At 61.8% G+C, this 16,516-nt stretch carries 10 protein-coding genes and 1 riboswitch; of the genes, 2 read left to right on the top strand and 8 right to left on the bottom strand.

The window, feature by feature from the left end:
* Window positions 1-2: 2 nt before the first annotated feature.
* From DU29_RS0116980 to DU29_RS0116965, 4 genes are all read right to left on the bottom strand, one after another.
* Window positions 3-665, bottom strand: coding sequence for an amino acid ABC transporter permease (locus DU29_RS0116980; RefSeq protein ID WP_028622743.1), 663 nt, complete (start codon window positions 663-665; stop codon window positions 3-5).
* A 52-nt stretch (window positions 666-717) separates the two neighbouring features.
* On the bottom strand, window positions 718-1,566 hold the full coding sequence (locus DU29_RS0116975) for a transporter substrate-binding domain-containing protein (protein ID WP_028622742.1): 849 nt from the start codon (window positions 1,564-1,566) through the stop codon (window positions 718-720).
* Window positions 1,567-2,082: 516 nt separating this feature from the next.
* The gene (locus tag DU29_RS0116970) at window positions 2,083-3,642 is read right to left on the bottom strand and encodes a TerC family protein (RefSeq protein WP_028622741.1); all 1,560 of its coding nucleotides are present in this window, start codon (window positions 3,640-3,642) and stop codon (window positions 2,083-2,085) included.
* A 383-nt stretch (window positions 3,643-4,025) separates the two neighbouring features.
* On the bottom strand, window positions 4,026-4,895 hold the full coding sequence (locus DU29_RS0116965) for a LysR family transcriptional regulator (protein WP_028622740.1): 870 nt from the start codon (window positions 4,893-4,895) through the stop codon (window positions 4,026-4,028).
* Window positions 4,896-5,050: 155 nt separating this feature from the next.
* On the opposite strand from DU29_RS0116965, the gene DU29_RS0116960 reads away from it, so the two are divergent.
* Window positions 5,051-6,619 carry an MFS transporter gene (locus tag DU29_RS0116960; protein ID WP_028622739.1) on the top strand — a complete coding sequence of 523 codons (1,569 nt, stop codon included), beginning with the start codon at window positions 5,051-5,053 and terminating at the stop codon, window positions 6,617-6,619.
* 13 nt (window positions 6,620-6,632) lie between these two features.
* The gene (gene poxB / locus DU29_RS0116955; protein WP_033050633.1) at window positions 6,633-8,357 is read left to right on the top strand and encodes a ubiquinone-dependent pyruvate dehydrogenase; all 1,725 of its coding nucleotides are present in this window, start codon (window positions 6,633-6,635) and stop codon (window positions 8,355-8,357) included.
* Between the two features lie 768 nt (window positions 8,358-9,125).
* Here poxB and DU29_RS0116945 read toward each other — a convergent pair.
* The 4 genes from DU29_RS0116945 to cobW all read right to left on the bottom strand — a co-directional run bounded on the left by DU29_RS0116945 (window position 9,126) and on the right by cobW (window position 15,995).
* Entirely contained in the window at window positions 9,126-9,707 is a 582-nt protein-coding gene (locus tag DU29_RS0116945; RefSeq protein WP_028622736.1) for a VWA domain-containing protein, read from the bottom strand.
* An 83-nt stretch (window positions 9,708-9,790) separates the two neighbouring features.
* A complete protein-coding gene (locus DU29_RS0116940; protein ID WP_028622735.1) occupies window positions 9,791-10,789 on the bottom strand; it encodes an ATP-binding protein in 999 nt (332 codons plus the stop codon).
* A 249-nt stretch (window positions 10,790-11,038) separates the two neighbouring features.
* The gene (gene cobN / locus DU29_RS0116935) at window positions 11,039-14,929 is read right to left on the bottom strand and encodes a cobaltochelatase subunit CobN (protein ID WP_028622734.1); all 3,891 of its coding nucleotides are present in this window, start codon (window positions 14,927-14,929) and stop codon (window positions 11,039-11,041) included.
* A 4-nt stretch (window positions 14,930-14,933) separates the two neighbouring features.
* On the bottom strand, window positions 14,934-15,995 hold the full coding sequence (cobW, locus tag DU29_RS0116930) for a cobalamin biosynthesis protein CobW (protein ID WP_028622733.1): 1,062 nt from the start codon (window positions 15,993-15,995) through the stop codon (window positions 14,934-14,936).
* A gap of 98 nt (window positions 15,996-16,093) precedes the next feature.
* Window positions 16,094-16,307: riboswitch (cobalamin riboswitch) on the bottom strand.
* Window positions 16,308-16,516 lie beyond the last annotated feature (209 nt).

The following is a 16,516-nucleotide window of genomic DNA, read 5'->3' as shown; positions in this document are numbered from 1 at the left end:
TCCTATCGGCGGATCGCCAGACGCCGCTCGAGGTAACGCAGCAGCATGGCAATGAGGTAACAGGCCGCTACATAGAGCGCGGTCGTGACCATCCAGGTTTCAATCACCCGGTAGCTTTCGACGTTGATCTTGCGCGCGTAATAAGTCAGCTCCGGCACGGCAATCGCCGCCGCCAGCGAGGTGTCCTTGAACAGCGAAATGAAGTTGTTCGACAGCGCCGGCAGCACGTTGCGCAGCATCACCGGCACGGTGACGTACGCCTTGACCTGCCACTCGCCGAGCCCGATTGCCAGGCCGGCTTCACGCTGACCCTTTGGAATGCTCAGCAAACCGCCGCGGAACACTTCGGTCAGGTAAGCACCGGCGTACAGCGACAGGGTGATGATGAAAGAGGGAATCTTGTCCAGACGAATGCCAAGGCTCGGCAGCGCGAAGTAGATCAACAGAATCAACACCAGAATCGGCGTGTTGCGCACCACCGTGACATACACCGACGCCAGCACCCGCAATGCGCGATGCTTCGACAACAAGGCAAACGCCATCAGCAGGCCGATCACGCAGCCGATGGCGATCGACACCAGTGCCAGTTGCAAGCCCAGACCGAGCCCCACCAGCAAGGTGTCGAAATCGCGCCACACGGCGGCAAAATTCAACTGATAGTTCATGGTCAGCAGTACCTTGAACAGGGCGCGTCAGCCGCGCCCTGCCCTCACGGGATCATTTGAATTCGGCAGGGAAACCAATGGCGGGGGTCGGCAGATCGACGCCAAACCATTGTTTGAAGGACGCCGAGTAGGTTGGGAATTCAACGCCGGTCATGGCTTCATGCAGTGCCGTGTTGACGAAATTCAGCCAGTCCTGATCGCCACGTTTGACCGCGCACGCATAGGTTTGCGGGCTCCAGGCAAAAGCCGGGCTGCGATAACGACCCGGGTTCTGCACCATCAGGTATTTCACTGACGACTGATCCGTCGCCGCCGCATCCGCGCGCCCTGAGTTCACCGCCTGATACATCAGGTCGACGCTGTCGTACTGATCGACCTTTGCCTTGGGCAGCGCCTGGTGCACCAGTTCTTCGGCGTACACGTTTTGCAGCACCGCCACGGTTACGCTGTCATCGCCGGCCTTGAGGTCTTCGATTTCCTTGTATTTGCTGTTGGCCGGCAGCAGCAGGCCGACGCCTTCGCGGTAGTACGGCAGCGTGAACGCCACCTGCTGCGCGCGGCTGGCGGTGACGGTGATGAACTGGCAGCTCATATCGACCTTGTCGGTCAGCAGGTTGGGAATCCGCGCATCGGACGACTGCACCACGAATTCGACTTTTTCCGGGTCGTTGAACAACCCCTTCGCAACGATGCGCCCGATATCGATATCGAAGCCCTGCAACTTGCCATCCGCTCCCTGGAAGTGCCACGGCGCATTGGTGCTGCCCGTGCCCACGATCAATTTTCCGCGGGCCAGAACGCTGTCGAGCTTGCTGTCTGCCGCTTGCGCGACACCCACAGCAGCCGCAGTGGCCGCGAACACAAGTACACACGCTTTTAACAAAGAAGGACGGCGATGCATGGCAAGCACTCCAGGGTGATGTATATTCCGCTATACCGGACGTCGGCGTGTAACAGCGGAATAGACAGCAGAAAGTGTGCCACAGGATTTGGACGTCCTGCAGGAGATTTTGAAATGTGTTTTGAATCAGAGGGATGGGGGAAATTGCCGTTTTGCTCATACGGCAATTGAAGTCAAGTGGCGCTACCGATGGCTACGGATATCGGGTAGCAGGTTCACATTTGGTGCGCAGTGCGGGTTTTGTGTCGATCACTCAATCTACGCATCGCCACAGATCCACTGTGGGAGCGTGGCTTGCCCGCGATGAGGGCGAGTCAGGCGCTATAATTGTTACTTGACCCACCGCCATCGCGAGCAGGCTCGCTCCCACAGTGGATCGCAGTCAATGAAGTAACCGCGTTCCCTGTGGGAGCGTGGCTCCCACAGGAGTGATGTCGATCATCCAACTACGCATCGCCACAGATCCACTGTGGCGCCCTGACCTGCCCCGTGAAAAGCCCTGTGCCGCGGGCGAGATTATTCACCGATCCGCGCCAGCAACACCCGCGTCACCCGCCGCTCCTCCACCGCCACCACGGTCAGCCGCCAGCCTTCCCATTCCGGGCTGTCACCGATCATCGGCAACCGGTCCAGCAGGCTCACCACCAACCCGGCAAGGGTTTGGTAATCCTCGGTAGGTTCCGCCGCGAATCCGGTTCGCTGGCGCACGCGCATCAGGTTCAAGGCGCCGCTGACGATGAATCCGCCCTGGTCTTCAACAACATCAGGGCCTTCGATCTCGCTGGCATCGGGCAATTCGCCGGCAATCGATTCAAGGATGTCGGTCATGGTCAGCACACCCACGAAATCGCCGAACTCGTTGACCACAAAGGCAATGTGCGTCGAGGCTTTGCGCATTTGCTCCAGGGCATTGAGGATCGAATAATTGTCCAGCAGATTAATGGCCTGACGCGCCAGGTGTTCCAGGCTTGGCTCGTTGCCGGCCAGGTATTCCTTCAACAGTTCCTTTTTGTGCACGAAGCCCAACGGTTCATCCACGGCACCATTGCGGATCAGCGGCAGCCGCGAGTAGGACGAGTGCATCAGTCGCGTGCGAATGGTTTCGGCATCGTCGGCCACGTCGATAAGATCGACGTCGGCGCGCACGGTCATCAATGTGCGGATCGGTCGCTCGGCCAATTGCAGCACACCGCTGATCATCACCCGCTCGCGACGGTCGAACAGCTCTTCACTCGGCGTTTCGCCGTTATCCAACAGGTCGGCAATTTCTTCGCCCACTTCGTCCGAGGCCACTTTGCGCCCGCCGAGCAAACGCAAAACAGCATGGGCCGTGCGTTCGCGCAGGGGAAGCACGCCTTGCGCCGACTTTTTGCGCCGCGCCCGGGCGATCTGGTTGAAGATTTCGATCAGGATCGAGAAACCGATGGCGGCGTATAAATAGCCTTTCGGGATGTGGAAGCCTAAGCCTTCGGCAGTCAGTGCGAAGCCGATCATCATCAGGAAGCCCAGACACAGCATGATTACGGTCGGGTGGGCGTTGACGAACCGGGTCAGCGGCTTACTGGCAACGATCATCAAGCCAATGGAAATGATCACCGCGATCATCATGATTGCCAGCTCGTCGACCATGCCTACAGCGGTAATCACTGCATCGAGCGAGAACACCGCGTCGAGCACGACGATCTGAGCAACGATCGGCCAAAAAAGCGCGTAGGCGGTGTTGGACGAGCGTTCGCCGATATGGCCTTCGAGCCGCTCGTGCAATTCCATGGTGGCCTTGAACAACAGAAACACACCGCCGAACAGCATGATCAGGTCGCGTCCGGAGAAGCTCTTGTCGAACACCTCGAACAACGGCTGGGTGAGCGTCACCAGCCAGGAAATACTGGCCAGCAGGCCCAGGCGCATCAGCAGCGCCAGCGACAGGCCAATCAGCCGGGCGCGGTCACGCTGCTCCGGTGGCAGCTTGTCAGCAAGAATTGCGATGAACACCAGGTTATCAATGCCGAGCACCAGCTCCAGCACGATCAACGTCAACAGGCCCAGCCACGCGGTGGGGTCAGCAATCCATTCCATAAAAATGTCTCGATCTCTTCAGTAAATTCAGAATGCCGGGCACGGCAAGGCGCGGCTCAGAGGCCGTGGAATTGCAATGGCAGAAAGATTCAGAAGGCGAAAGACCGGGTGCTTCGTGTGCATCGAGGCAGCGCGTTTGCGCAGGCATAAAGAGAAACCGGGAGGCTCCAGGAGGGTGTTCATGCAAGTCCAGAAAGGAAAAAGGCCTTGAAGAGTACAGGCCGCAGCGACTTTTCCTACAGCGGGAATTCATTACAAAATCTGTAGAAACCCATTCACGCTTGATACAAAACTATAGAAGCGAAGCTTGATCGCGATTGCCGCACCAGGGTCCAACGCCCGTTCACGAGTAGGTTGCTCCGCGCGTTGACCCGACGAAAACCTCAAGAACCCTGCCGCACCCGCTCGACATACCGTACCACCGCCGCCGACTTTTCAAACCGTCGATACACCAGCGACAACCATGAACTCGCTTCACACCCCTTGATCGACCGGTACACCACACCCGGCAGCCCCACATGCCCAACCACCGATTCGGGAACCACCGCCACGCCCTGCCCCAGCGAAACCAGCGCCAGCACCGCTACCAACCCTCCCGGTTGAGGACCGAGCCTGGGCGCGAATCCACCCTCGGCAGCCACCTGCAAGGTGCCGCTGATCTGCTCCGGGAGGACGAACATCTCAGCCTGCAAATGCTCGGGGCCGATGTCCGGCAAGCGGCACAACCACGACTCTGCGGATAACGCGAGGACAAACCCCTCCGCGTCCAGGCGAATCGCGTCGAGCCCGTCTGGCAGGTTCATGGGCGAGCGCACGTAACCAATATCAAAGCGCCCCTCCAGCACCAGCGCCGGCAAACTGACCATGGGATTTTCGCGCACGTTCAGACTGATATCCGGGCACTCGCGGCTGAAGGCCTGCACCTGCTTTTGCAGAAGCCCGGAGTAAACCGCCGAGGCCACGTAACCCAATTCGATGTGGCCAATGTCGCCGCGTCCTGCACGCTGCGCATTGCGTTGCGCCAACTCGAACTGGCGAACGGTGGCTTCGGCCTCGATCACCAGTGCAGCGCCCGCCTCGGTCAAGCTGACTTCGCGGGTCTGGCGCACGAACAGCCGCGTGCCAAGTTCGCTCTCCATGTCCTGGATCTGCCGCGTCAGCGTCGGTGGCGCGATGCCGAGTTGCTCGGCGGCACGGGTGAAGTTGCCTTGGCGGGCAACGGCCAGGAAATAGCGGAAATGGCGAATGTCCATTGGCGCATTAGCTCAAAGGTAATGAAATGCCGGTCCCTGGCTAATAAAAAGACTCAGCGGTCGGGCTAAGCTCATCCGTCACTACAGTAGAGAGCCGCGGCCATGCCCGTCAAACCCCTTGTTCCTGCCGATATTGCCCAAAAGGCAACCGCCTCATGAACGGGGTCAGTCCGCGCCTGACCCTGCTGGCCGCGTCCGGGGTGTGTTCGCTGATTGTCCTCGACACCAACATTGTCGCCGTGACGTTGCCGACGATCGCCCGGGATCTGGGGGCCAGTTTCGCTGACATCGAATGGGTGGTCAGCGCCTACATGCTGGCGTTCGCGGCATTGCTGCTGCCCGCCGGGAGCATCGCTGATCGCTTCGGACGGCAGAAAACCCTGATCTGCGGTCTCGGCATTTTCATCCTCGCTTCCATTGGCTGCGGCGCCGCACCGAGTGCGTTGTTCCTCGACATCGCCCGCGCGATCAAGGGCGTGGGCGCGGCGCTGCTGCTGACCTCGGCGCTGGCGTCCATCGGTCACACCTTTCATGACGAAGTCGAGCGTGCCAAAGCCTGGGCGTTCTGGGGCGCCTGCATGGGCGTGGCGATGACAGCGGCGCCAACACTTGGCGGTGCGATCACTGAATACATCGGCTGGCGCTGGATTTTCTACCTCAATCTGCCCGTCGGCCTGTTCTTGATGGCGATGGTCTGGCGCGCTGTGCCGGAATCCCGTGATCCGCAATCGGCACGGCTTGATCCATGGGGAAGTCTGGCATTCAGCGCCAGTTTGCTGTGCCTGATCTGGGGCCTGATTGAAGCCAACCGCATCGGCTGGAGCAACACGGCCACCTATGCGCGATTGGTCGGCGGGGCTGTTTTGCTGGGGTTGTTCGTCGTTATAGAACGAGTCCAGCAACGGCCGATGGTCGACCTGCAATTGTTCAGGCATCCGCGCTTTATCGGCGCGCTGCTGGGCATGTTTTTCTATGCCGGCTGCGCTCAGGTGATGATGACGCTACTGCCCTTTTATCTGCAGAACGGCTTGGGCTTTTCTGCCATCGCCTCGGGTCTGGGCATGCTGCCGTTCGCCGTTACCATGTTGATTCTCCCGCGCATTGGTGTGCGCCTGGCGCGTCGATTCGCGCCCGCGACCCTCATGGCCGCCGGCCTGACGCTGGTCGGCAGCGGCAACCTGCTCAGCGCCTGGGCGGTGAGCAGCGGCGGTTATCTGGTTTTCGCACTGGCGATTGCGGTGACGGGCGCCGGTGCCGGCCTGCTCAATGGCGACACGCAAAAAAACATCATGGCCTGCGTGCCGCGCGAGCGCACCGGCATGGCGTCGGGCATGAGCACCACCATGCGTTTCAGTGCGATCGTCCTGGGCATCGGTGTCTACGGCGCTTTGCTGGCCAGCCATACCGAGCAAGTGCTGCGCGCCAGCCTCTCGGCGCAGGGTGGGCAGTGGCTTGATCACGCGCAGGAGATTGCATCTCGGGTGGTCGCAGGTGACATGACGGCGGCGATGAACCTGTTGCCTGAAGCTGCACGTGCGTTGATTGAACCGTTGGCGCGCCAGGCCTTCGTCGGTGGTTTCAGCGTGTTGCTGTGGGTCGCGGGTCTGCTGTCTCTAGTGGGCGCGCTGGTGGTCGGCACGCTGATGCGCAAACCGATCCCGGTCAAATCGCCGGGAGTCATGGACGCCATGCCGCTGTCCCTTGTAACCAAGGACACTCATTAAGCGGGAGCACCTCATGGCGAAAATTACTCTGGCCCAGCAATTGGCAACCACCCTGGAACAGGCCGGCGTCAAACGCATCTGGGGGCTCACCGGTGACAGCCTCAACGGCCTCACCGAAGCGCTGCGCAGCATGGACAGCATCGAATGGATGCACGTGCGCCACGAGGAAGTCGCGGCGTTCGCGGCCGGTGCCGACGCTGCCGTGACCGGTGAGCTGGCGGTGTGTGCCGGCAGCTGCGGGCCCGGCAATCTGCATTTGATCAACGGGCTGTTCGACTGCCACCGCAACCATGTACCGGTGCTGGCCATCGCTGCGCAGATTCCGTCGTCGGAAGTCGGCCTGAATTATTTTCAGGAAACGCACCCGCAGGAATTGTTTAAGGAATGCAGCCACTTCGTGGAGCTGGTCAGCAGCCCGGCGCAGATGCCACAGGTGCTGCATCGCGCCATGCGCAGCGCGATCCTTAATCGTGGCGTGGCGGTGGTGGTGATCCCCGGTGACGTAGCGCTGCAGGAAGTCGAAGACAACCTCAAGCCTTGGCCGATGCTGTCGAAACCGCGCACCCTGCCCGCGCCGACCGATCTTGATCGGCTGGTCGAACTGCTGAGCCAGAGCAATGCCGTGACGCTGATGTGCGGGGCCGGTTGCGCTGGCGCCCATGACCAGGTCGTGGCGTTGGCCGATGCCCTTGGCGCGCCGGTTGTGCACGCATTGCGCGGCAAGGAACATGTGGAATGGGACAACCCGTTCGACGTCGGCATGACCGGGTTGATCGGTTTCAGCTCCGGTTATCACGCGATGCTCAACTGCGACACGCTGGTGATGCTCGGCACCGATTTCCCCTATCGCCAGTTCTACCCCACCGACGCGACCATCATTCAGATCGACCACGACCCGCAGGCGCTTGGTCGCCGTACCGCGCTGGACCTGGGCATCGCCGCCGACGTCAGCGAAACCCTCGCCGCCTTGCTGCCGCGCCTGCCCTATCGCGCTGACCGGAGCTTCCTCGAGTCGTCGCTCAAGCACTATGAAAAAGCGCGCAAAGGCCTGGACGATCTGGCGCAGCCCTCCGCGCCCGGTCGGCCGATTCATCCGCAGTACGTCACGCGTCTGCTCAGCGAACTGGCCGATGACGACGCGATTTTCACTGCCGACGTCGGTACCCCGACGGTGTGGGCCGCACGCTATCTGAAGATGAATGGCAAACGCCGCTTGCTGGGCTCGTTCAACCACGGCTCGATGGCCAACGCGATGCCGCAAGCGATCGGTGCGCAAGCAGCGTTCCCGGACCGGCAGGTGATTTCAATGTCCGGCGACGGCGGCTTCAGCATGTTAATGGGGGATTTCATTTCGCTGGCGCAGTTGAAGCTGCCGGTGAAAATCATCATCTACGACAACGCCTCGCTCGGCTTCGTCGCGATGGAAATGAAAGCCAGCGGCATGCTCGACACGGGCACTGATCTGCATAATCCGGACTTCGCAGCGATGGCTAATGCGATGGGCGTTCTGGGGATTCGTGTTGAAGAATCGGAGGACCTGGAAGCGGCATTGCGCCGTGCACTTGCGCATGACGGGCCGGTGCTGGTTGATGTCGTGACGGCTACGCAGGAACTGGCCATGCCGCCGACGATCAAGCTGGAGCAGGCCAAGGGGTTCAGTTTGTACATGCTCAAAGCGGTGATGAGCGGGCGTGGTGATGAGGTGATCGAGCTGGCGCGGACCAATTTGTTCCGCTGACGCACCCGGATTGCTCTGGCGCCATCGCCAGCAGGCTGGCTCCCACCTTCAGGGGGCTGACATGGCGTGGGAGCAAAGCTTGCTCGATTCCAGGGACCGACATGTTGTGGGAGCAAAGCTTGCTCGCGATGGCGGTCTCGGATTTTGCAGGATTTTTGAGGGTGTACTCAATCGGCTGTAGGAGCTGGCCTGCCGGCGATGGCGATGTCTTGGGCGATCAGGTTTTGCGGGTGTACATATCCATTGCTGCGGTGATGGCTTTTATTGGTTTCGCCCTTACGGCGAGTCACTTGGAAAAGCACCAAGTAACCAAGTGCTCTTGCCCCTGACGTCCGGTGGCTCGCTAATGCTCGCCATGCCCTCGCTCCGGTCCTGCTCCGTGGGCCCGCTGCCATCGGCCTTCCATGGCCGGCGGCAGCTAACCCGGCATCCATGCCGGGTTGCCCACTGCGCAGAACCTCCACTCAGCCTCCCGACGGGACGCTTACCGCCACAGCCGCCGAGGCGGCCTGATAGCCGGCCTGGCTCGTGGGTTTGTCCGCATTCCAAATTGATGATTGTTCCCTCGCTCCGCGTGGGGATGCCGCCAGGGACGCTCCGCGTTCCGGAGTGAGCGCTGGACTGCAGCCATGCACAATCGTGACGCAGAGCGTCGCCGGATGCATTACCACGCGGAGCGTGGGAACGATCAGTGAGCGGGCCGAGAGTAACCCGTAGTGAGCTTTGCGCTCTGTGCTGAAGTGGGCCTGCTCGAGACCGGCGCGGCGTTCAGCCCGACGTGAGCTGATCGATATGGCAATAATCTGCGCCCAGCCCCACCGCCAACTGCCGCGCCCGCCCCAACCTGATCGGCCCGCGTTCGATATCAATCAGCAGCCCCGGACAGTCCAGCGTCGGCAACCCCGTCCATTCTTTTACCCGGCCATCTGTAACCAACAACAAACGCTGCTGCTCCGCCGGTAAACGCTTGCGGCGCACGCTCAGCCATTGCTGCGCCTGATCCAGCGCCGCGAGCAACGGGGTGCCTCCGCCGGCTCCCAAATCATCCAGCCACTGGCGTAATCCCGCCGAGGCTTTCAGCCCTTGCACCTGCCATGTGGGCGTGTGGCCGCTGGCTGTCAGCAGCGCCAGCCGAGCGCGCTGGCGATAGGCATCGTCGAACAATTGCGCGAGCACACCCTTGGCGTCGCTTAACGCGTGATGCCGGCGGGTCGACGCCGAGGCATCGACAATAACCAGCCACAGTTCATGCGGCGAACGCGTGCGCATTTCGAACTGCACATCAGCGCGCTGACGCGGGCGGCCGTTGAGCAAGGTTGCGGGCCAATTGATCGAGCCACTGCGTGCCATGTGACGCTGGCCCTGTTTGCCTTGGTCGAGGTGTCCGGCGCGGGGTCTGGCATTCGCCCCCGCTTCTGAACGAGGGCGAATGCCTAGGGCTTTTTTGGCCAGCTCGGGACTTCACGGCGGGCGCCGGTGGGCAATGCCTGAGCGGGCAGCTCACCCCACTGGCCCTGGCCTTCTTGCGGATTCGAGGGTGGCGCAGAAGGTGCCTGACCTTGTTGCGGCGCGGGCGGCGACTGTTCGCGCCGACGATGGCGCAAGGCGAATTCAGCGACGGCGTCGATGTCTTCTTCAGCAATCGCCTGCGCTCCCCGCCAGGCAGCGTGAGCACGGGCGGCGCGCAGCCAGACCAGATCGGCGCGCAGGCCATCGACACCTGCCGCGAAACAGCGCTCGGTAATCCGCGCCAGTGCGGCGTCGTCCAGCGGGATGCTGGCCAGCGCCGTGCGTGCACGTTGGCAGCGCTCGCGCAGCGCTTGCTGTTCGCCTTCCCACTCCGCGCAGAAATGCTGCGGGTCGCTGTCGAAATCCAGTCGACGGCGGATAATCCGGCTGCGCTCGGCCGGTGCCGTGTGGCCGCCGAGTGCGACGTTGAGGCCGAAGCGGTCGAGCAACTGCGGACGCAATTCGCCCTCTTCCGGGTTCATGGTGCCAATCAGTACGAACTTCGCCGAATGGCGATGGGAGATGCCGTCGCGCTCGATGACGTTGGTGCCGCTGGCAGCGACGTCGAGCAGCAGATCGACGAGGTGATCCGGCAGCAGATTGACTTCATCCACGTAGAGCACGCCGCCATCGGCCTTGGCCAGAACACCGGGAGAAAATTGCGCGCGGCCTTCGCTAAGGGCCGCGTCGAGGTCAAGGGTGCCGACCAGCCGCTCTTCGGTCGCGCCTAGGGGCAAGGTGACGAATTGGCCGCTGGCGAGCAAGTCCGCGAGGCCTCGGGCCAAGGTCGATTTGGCCATGCCACGTGGGCCTTCGATCAGTACACCGCCGATTTTTGGATCGATGGCGGTGAGGCAAAGGGCGAGCTTCAGGTCGTCAGCGCCGACCACGGCAGAGAGCGGGAAATGCGGGTTGTCAGTCATCTTTGATTCTCAGTCATGGTCGGTGATCTCAAAGGCACTTTGGACCCTGTAGGAGCGAGCCTGCTCGCGATGGCGGTGGATCAGCCACCCTTTATATTGACTGATCCAGCGCTATCGCGAGCAGGCTCGCTCCTACAGGGATCTGTGTTGTGTCAGCCATCTCGCGATAGCGGTGGATCAGCCACCCTTTATATTGACTGATCCAGCGCTATCGCGAGCAGGCTCGCTCCTACAGGGATCTGTGTCGTGTCAGCTGTCTTCTTCAATATCCAAAAGCAAATTCTCCAGCGCTTGCTGGTATTCGCCCGGCTCTTTCCACATCCCGCGTTGCTGCGCTTCCAGCATCCGTTCGGTCATATTCCGCAAGGCGTGGGGATTATGTTCACGCACGAATTCGCGGGTTGCCGAATCCAGCAGGTAGGCATCCGCGAGCAACGCGTACTGATGATCGTCAATCAACTGCGTGGTGGCGTCGAAGGCGAACAGATTGTCGACGGTGGCCGCCAGTTCAAACGCGCCTTTATAGCCGTGACGTTTCACCCCGTCGATCCACTTCGGATTGGCCGCGCGTGAGCGAATCACCCGGTTCAGCTCTTCTTTCAGGGTGCGGATTTTCGGCAGATCCGGCTGGCTGTGATCACCGTGGTAACTGGCGGCCGCTTCACCGCTGAGGCTTTCCACCGCAGCGAGCATGCCGCCCTGAAACTGGTAATAGTCGTTCGAATCGAGCAAGTCATGCTCGCGGTTGTCCTGATTGTGCAGCACCGCTTGTACCTGGCTCAGGCGCTGGGCGAACTGTTCGCGGGCGGCGGTGCCTTCGTCCGCACCGCCATAGGCGTAGCCACCCCAGTTCAGGTACACCTCGGCCAGGTCCTCGCGGCTCTGCCATAGACGTCCGTCGATAGCGCCCTGCACACCGGCACCATAAGCACCGGGTTTGGCCCCGAAAATGCGCCAACCCGCCTGTCGTCTCGCAGCCTCCTCATCCAGCCCCGACTGCAGCAACGCTTCGCGCTCGGCGCGGACTTTGGCGGCTAGAGGGTTTAGGTCGTCAGGTTCATCCAGCCCGGCAACCGCCTGCACGGCCGCATCGAACAACCGAATCAGATTGGCAAAGGCATCGCGGAAGAACCCCGAGACGCGCAGCGTCACGTCTACCCGTGGACGGTCGAGCAGGCTCAACGGCAGAATTTCAAAATCGTCGACCCGCTGACTGCCCGTCGCCCACACCGGCCGCACGCCCATCAGCGCCATGGCTTGGGCAATGTCGTCACCGCCGGTGCGCATAGTCGCTGTGCCCCACACCGACAAACCGAGCTGACGCAGGTGATCACCGTGATCCTGCAGGTGCCGCTCCAGAATCAGGTTCGCCGACTGGAAACCGATCCGCCACGCCGTGGTGGTCGGCAGGTTGCGCACGTCCACCGTGTAAAAATTGCGCCCGGTCGGCAGTACGTCCAGGCGCCCGCGACTCGGTGCCCCGCTCGGCCCGGCCGGGACGAAACGGCCGCTGAGGGCGTCGAGCAGGCCGCTCATTTCGGCGGGGCCACAGGCATCGAGGCGAGGTGCGACGACTTCGCGGAGGTGGGTGAGGATGGCGGCTACCTCATCCCACTCCGGTCCCTGCGGGAGCGAGCCATTGTGGTGAGGGGATTTATCCCCGTTGGTTCGCGCAGCGGACCCAGAAAATGGGACTGCTGCGCAGTCCAACGGGGATAAATCCCCTCGCCACAGGGGATCATTCGCAGGGAGTTCGGTGGTGGCTAATGTCTGCGCGATAAGCTTGGCAGCAAACAATTCCAGACGTTCGCGGGTGTCGCCAGCGGTCCGCCAAGGTTCATCGCTGACCGCCGACAAGGCATCAGGCCGCGGCCCAGCCCACGGCTCGGCCAACGCACAATCCAGCGGATCAAACCCCAACGCAAACGCCTTGGCCAACGCCCGCAATAAACTCGACTGCGCGCCACGCCCGTCGCCACGGGGTATGCGTAGCAACGCCAGCAACGTATCGATGCGCAGACGCCCGCTCGGTGACTCGCCGAAAATGTGCAAGCCATCGCGGATTTGCGATTCTTTCAAATCGCACAGATACGTATCGAGTCGCGGCAGCCAGATCGCCGCATCGGCATCGCTGTCGAGCCGCTCGTCCAGTTGCAGTTCGCGATCGATGTGCGTGTCGCGCACCAGTTGCAGAATGTCGCGCTGCAATTCCCGGGCACGGCGCGGATCGAGCAGTTGCGCTTCGTAATATTCGTCAGCCAACAGTTCGAGGTTGCGCAGCGGACCATAGGTTTCGGCGCGGGTCAGCGGCGGCATCAGGTGGTCGATGATGACTGCTTGCGTGCGGCGCTTGGCCTGTGCGCCCTCGCCCGGATCGTTGACGATGAATGGATAAATGTTCGGCATCGGTCCGAGCAACGCATCCGGCCAGCAGTGCTCCGAGAGCCCGACACCCTTGCCCGGCAGCCATTCGAGGTTGCCATGCTTGCCGACATGGATTACCGCGTGGGCACCGTAGGTGTTTCGCAGCCAGAAATAGAACGCCAGATAACCATGTGGTGGCACCAGATCAGGGTCGTGATACACCGCACTCGGGTCGACCTGATAACCGCGCGCTGGCTGGATCCCGACGAAGGTCAGGCCAAAGCGTAGCCCGGCGATCATCATCCGTCCGCCACGGTACATCGGATCGCTGTCCGGCGGGCCCCAACGGTCCAGCACGGCTTGGCGATTGGCCTGCGGCAACGCGTCGAACATCTGCAGGTAGTCATCAAGCGGAAGGCTTTGATGGCAGGGACGCTGATCGAGGGTGTCGAGGTCATTGCTGACGCCGCCGAGCAATTGCTGGATCAACGCGGTGCCACTGTCCGGCAGTTCGGCCGGCAGCGGGTAACCTTGCTGATGCAACGCCCGCAGGATATTCAGCGCCGCCGCCGGGGTGTCGAGACCGACGCCATTGCCGATGCGTCCGTCGCGGGTCGGGTAGTTGGCGAGGATCAGGGCGATGCGTTTTTCCGTGTTGGGTACACGCGCCAGATCAACCCAGCGCCGCGCCAGTTCAGCGACAAAATCCATGCGCTCGGGCTGGGCCCGATAGCACACCACGTCCGACTGACTGCGCTCGCTGCGCCACGCCAGATCCTTGAAGCTGATCGGGCGGCTGATGATTCGCCCGTCCAGTTCCGGCAGCGCAATGTGCATCGCCAGGTCACGGGGGCCAAGGCCCTGTTCGCTGGCGCGCCAGCCGGGCTCGTTGTCCTGCGCGCAAATCGCCTGAATAACCGGAATATTGCGGCGAAAGGGTCGCAAATGCGGCGCTTCAGGGCTGGACTGGGCGAAACCGGTGGTATTGAGAATGACACTGGCGCCAACCTCATCAAGCCAGTCCTCGACCACCGTCAGGCAGCCGGGTTCTTTCAGACTGGCCACGGCAATCGGCAACGGATTGAGGCCGGCCGCTTGCAGGCGCTGGCAAAAGACATCGATGAACGCAGTGTTCGCGGCCTGCAAGTGCGAGCGATAAAACAGCACCGCCGCCACGGCTTGACCGGGCTGCCATTCGCCTTGCCAGTCACTCAGGTTCGCAGGGCTTTTGCGCGGATGGTAAATCGCCGAGCGCGGCAGGGTTTGCGGCTCGGCCCAGGCGTAATCGCGACCAAGCCAACCGCTCGCCAGGCAATGAAAGAAGTCCAAAGCATTGTTCATTCCGCCCTGACGCAAAAACTGCCAGAGGCGATCGCGATCTTCCGCATTCACGGTGCTGAGGTCGCTAAGCTCCGGGTCCGGGCGATCATCACCCGGCACCAGAATCAGCTGCACGCCGCGCGCGGCCAGCTCGACCAGACGCTCGACGCCGTAACGCCAATAGCCGATGCCGCCGTGCAGGGAAATCAGAATGACCTTGGCGTGGCGCAGCACGTCATCGACGTACAAATCCACCGACGCATGATTTTGCACCTGCATCGGATTGGCCAAGCGAACGCTCGGGTAATCATCGGGCAATTGCTGCGCCGCTTCCGCGAGCAACGCGAGGCTGGAATCACCGCTGCACAGGATCACCAGTTCGGCGGGCGTCTGGCCAAGGTCGGCAATGTTGTCGTCCGAGACGAAGCCCCCGGGCTGGGTCCTGAGCAGGTGCATGGCTTTAAACGCTGAGCGCGGCGCGCAGTTGCGCTTCAAGCAACGCGGCGTCGAGTTCCTGACCGATCAGCACCAGGCGCGTGGTGCGCGCTTCATCGGCGCCCCACTTGCGGTCGAAATGCTTGTCAAACCGCGTACCCACGCCCTGAATCAGCAGGCGCATCGGTTTGTTCGGGATCGCCGCGAACCCTTTCACGCGCAGAATGCCGTGCTTGACCACCAGTTGCGTCAGCGCATCCAGCAGCAGGCTTTCGTCGGCTTGCGGCAGTTCGATCGAGATGGAGTCGAAGGCATCGTGGTCGTGATCGTCTTCACCTTCATGGTGATGATCGTGATGGCTGTGGCGGCTGTCGATGTGTTCTTCGGAACCGGCGCCGAGGCCGATCAGTACGTCCAGTGGCACGCGGCCGCTGCTGGCTTCGATGACCTTGACGGCGGGCGGCAATTCTTCGGCGACTTCCAGGCGGACGCGAGCGAGGTCTTCGGGGCTGATCAGATCGGACTTGTTGAGGATCACCAGGTCGGCACTCGCCAGTTGATCGGCGAACAACTCATGCAGCGGCGATTCGTGGTCCAGATTTGGGTCGAGTTTGCGCTGGGCATCCACCTGATCCGGGAACGCCGCGAAAGTGCCGGCGGCAACGGCCGGGCTGTCGACCACGGTGATCACCGCATCAACCGTGCAGGCGCTGCGGATTTCCGGCCACTGGAAGGCTTGCACCAATGGTTTCGGCAGGGCCAGGCCCGAGGTTTCGATGAGGATGTGATCGAGGTCGCCGCGACGGGCAACCAGCTCACGCATGACCGGGAAGAACTCTTCCTGAACCGTGCAGCACAGGCAGCCGTTGGCCAGTTCATAGACGCGGCCGTTGGCTTCTTCTTCGGTGCAGCCGATCGAACATTGCTTGAGGATTTCGCCGTCGATGCCCAGCTCGCCAAACTCGTTGACGATCACCGCAATGCGACGACCCTGAGCATTGTCGAGCATGTGCCGCAGCAAGGTGGTTTTGCCCGAGCCGAGGAAACCGGTAACGATGGTGACGGGAAGTTTGGCCAGTGTTTTCATCGGATGCCCTATCGCAAGGTGGCGGGCATACGGGACGACAATCGCTGCGACAGACGCGCGCGGAAGAGTTCGCCACCGGATCACCCCGCCCGGTTGTAGTGAGAATCTGTGTCGAGGCAGGTCTCCTGGCTGACGGTGTGCCGGCCGTTGGGCCTTGCATTCGCTGCGCCTTCCCGCGGACCCGTAGGACAGGATCTGCAGTGGCGTGGCAGCGAACAGCACCGTTCACAGTTGCGGGGGCAGCCGCGGCATTGACCGCGTTCCCTTCTTAGCTTCGGCAAGTGCCGAAGAACCTCGAAGGCGCAAGGCTACGCATCGCGTGGGAGCGGGTCAATGTCCGGGAGTCGTCGCCGACGATTGTGGTCAGGGGACTTGCTTTTATTGAAGGGCTTGCCTGTGATGAGGATTTTCCTGTGGCGAGGGGGCTTGCCCCCGTTCGGCGGCGAAGCCGTCGTCAGACCTGCTCGCGCGGTATTTCTGGAAGAATGATGGGGTCGCTTCGAAACCCAACGGGGGCAAGC

Source organism: Pseudomonas sp. Ant30-3 (assembly GCF_000690905.1).
Lineage (GTDB): Bacteria > Pseudomonadota > Gammaproteobacteria > Pseudomonadales > Pseudomonadaceae > Aquipseudomonas.
Note: the sequence above shows the minus strand (reverse complement) of the source record. Positions and strands in the feature narration are given on the sequence as shown.

Excerpts from the sequence above, each read along its gene's own strand:
- cobN (WP_028622734.1), bottom strand. The coding sequence starts at position 14,929 with ATGCACCTGCTCAGGACCCAGCCCGGGGGCTTCGTCTCGGACGACAAC.
- DU29_RS0116960 (WP_028622739.1), top strand. The coding sequence starts at position 5,051 with ATGAACGGGGTCAGTCCGCGCCTGACCCTGCTGGCCGCGTCCGGGGTG.
- DU29_RS0116965 (WP_028622740.1), bottom strand. The coding sequence starts at position 4,895 with ATGGACATTCGCCATTTCCGCTATTTCCTGGCCGTTGCCCGCCAAGGC.
- DU29_RS0116970 (WP_028622741.1), bottom strand. The coding sequence starts at position 3,642 with ATGGAATGGATTGCTGACCCCACCGCGTGGCTGGGCCTGTTGACGTTG.
- cobW (WP_028622733.1), bottom strand. The coding sequence starts at position 15,995 with ATGAAAACACTGGCCAAACTTCCCGTCACCATCGTTACCGGTTTCCTC.
- DU29_RS0116940 (WP_028622735.1), bottom strand. The coding sequence starts at position 10,789 with ATGACTGACAACCCGCATTTCCCGCTCTCTGCCGTGGTCGGCGCTGAC.
- DU29_RS0116980 (WP_028622743.1), bottom strand. The coding sequence starts at position 665 with ATGAACTATCAGTTGAATTTTGCCGCCGTGTGGCGCGATTTCGACACC.
- poxB (WP_033050633.1), top strand. The coding sequence starts at position 6,633 with ATGGCGAAAATTACTCTGGCCCAGCAATTGGCAACCACCCTGGAACAG.
- DU29_RS0116975 (WP_028622742.1), bottom strand. The coding sequence starts at position 1,566 with ATGCATCGCCGTCCTTCTTTGTTAAAAGCGTGTGTACTTGTGTTCGCG.
- DU29_RS0116945 (WP_028622736.1), bottom strand. The coding sequence starts at position 9,707 with ATGGCACGCAGTGGCTCGATCAATTGGCCCGCAACCTTGCTCAACGGC.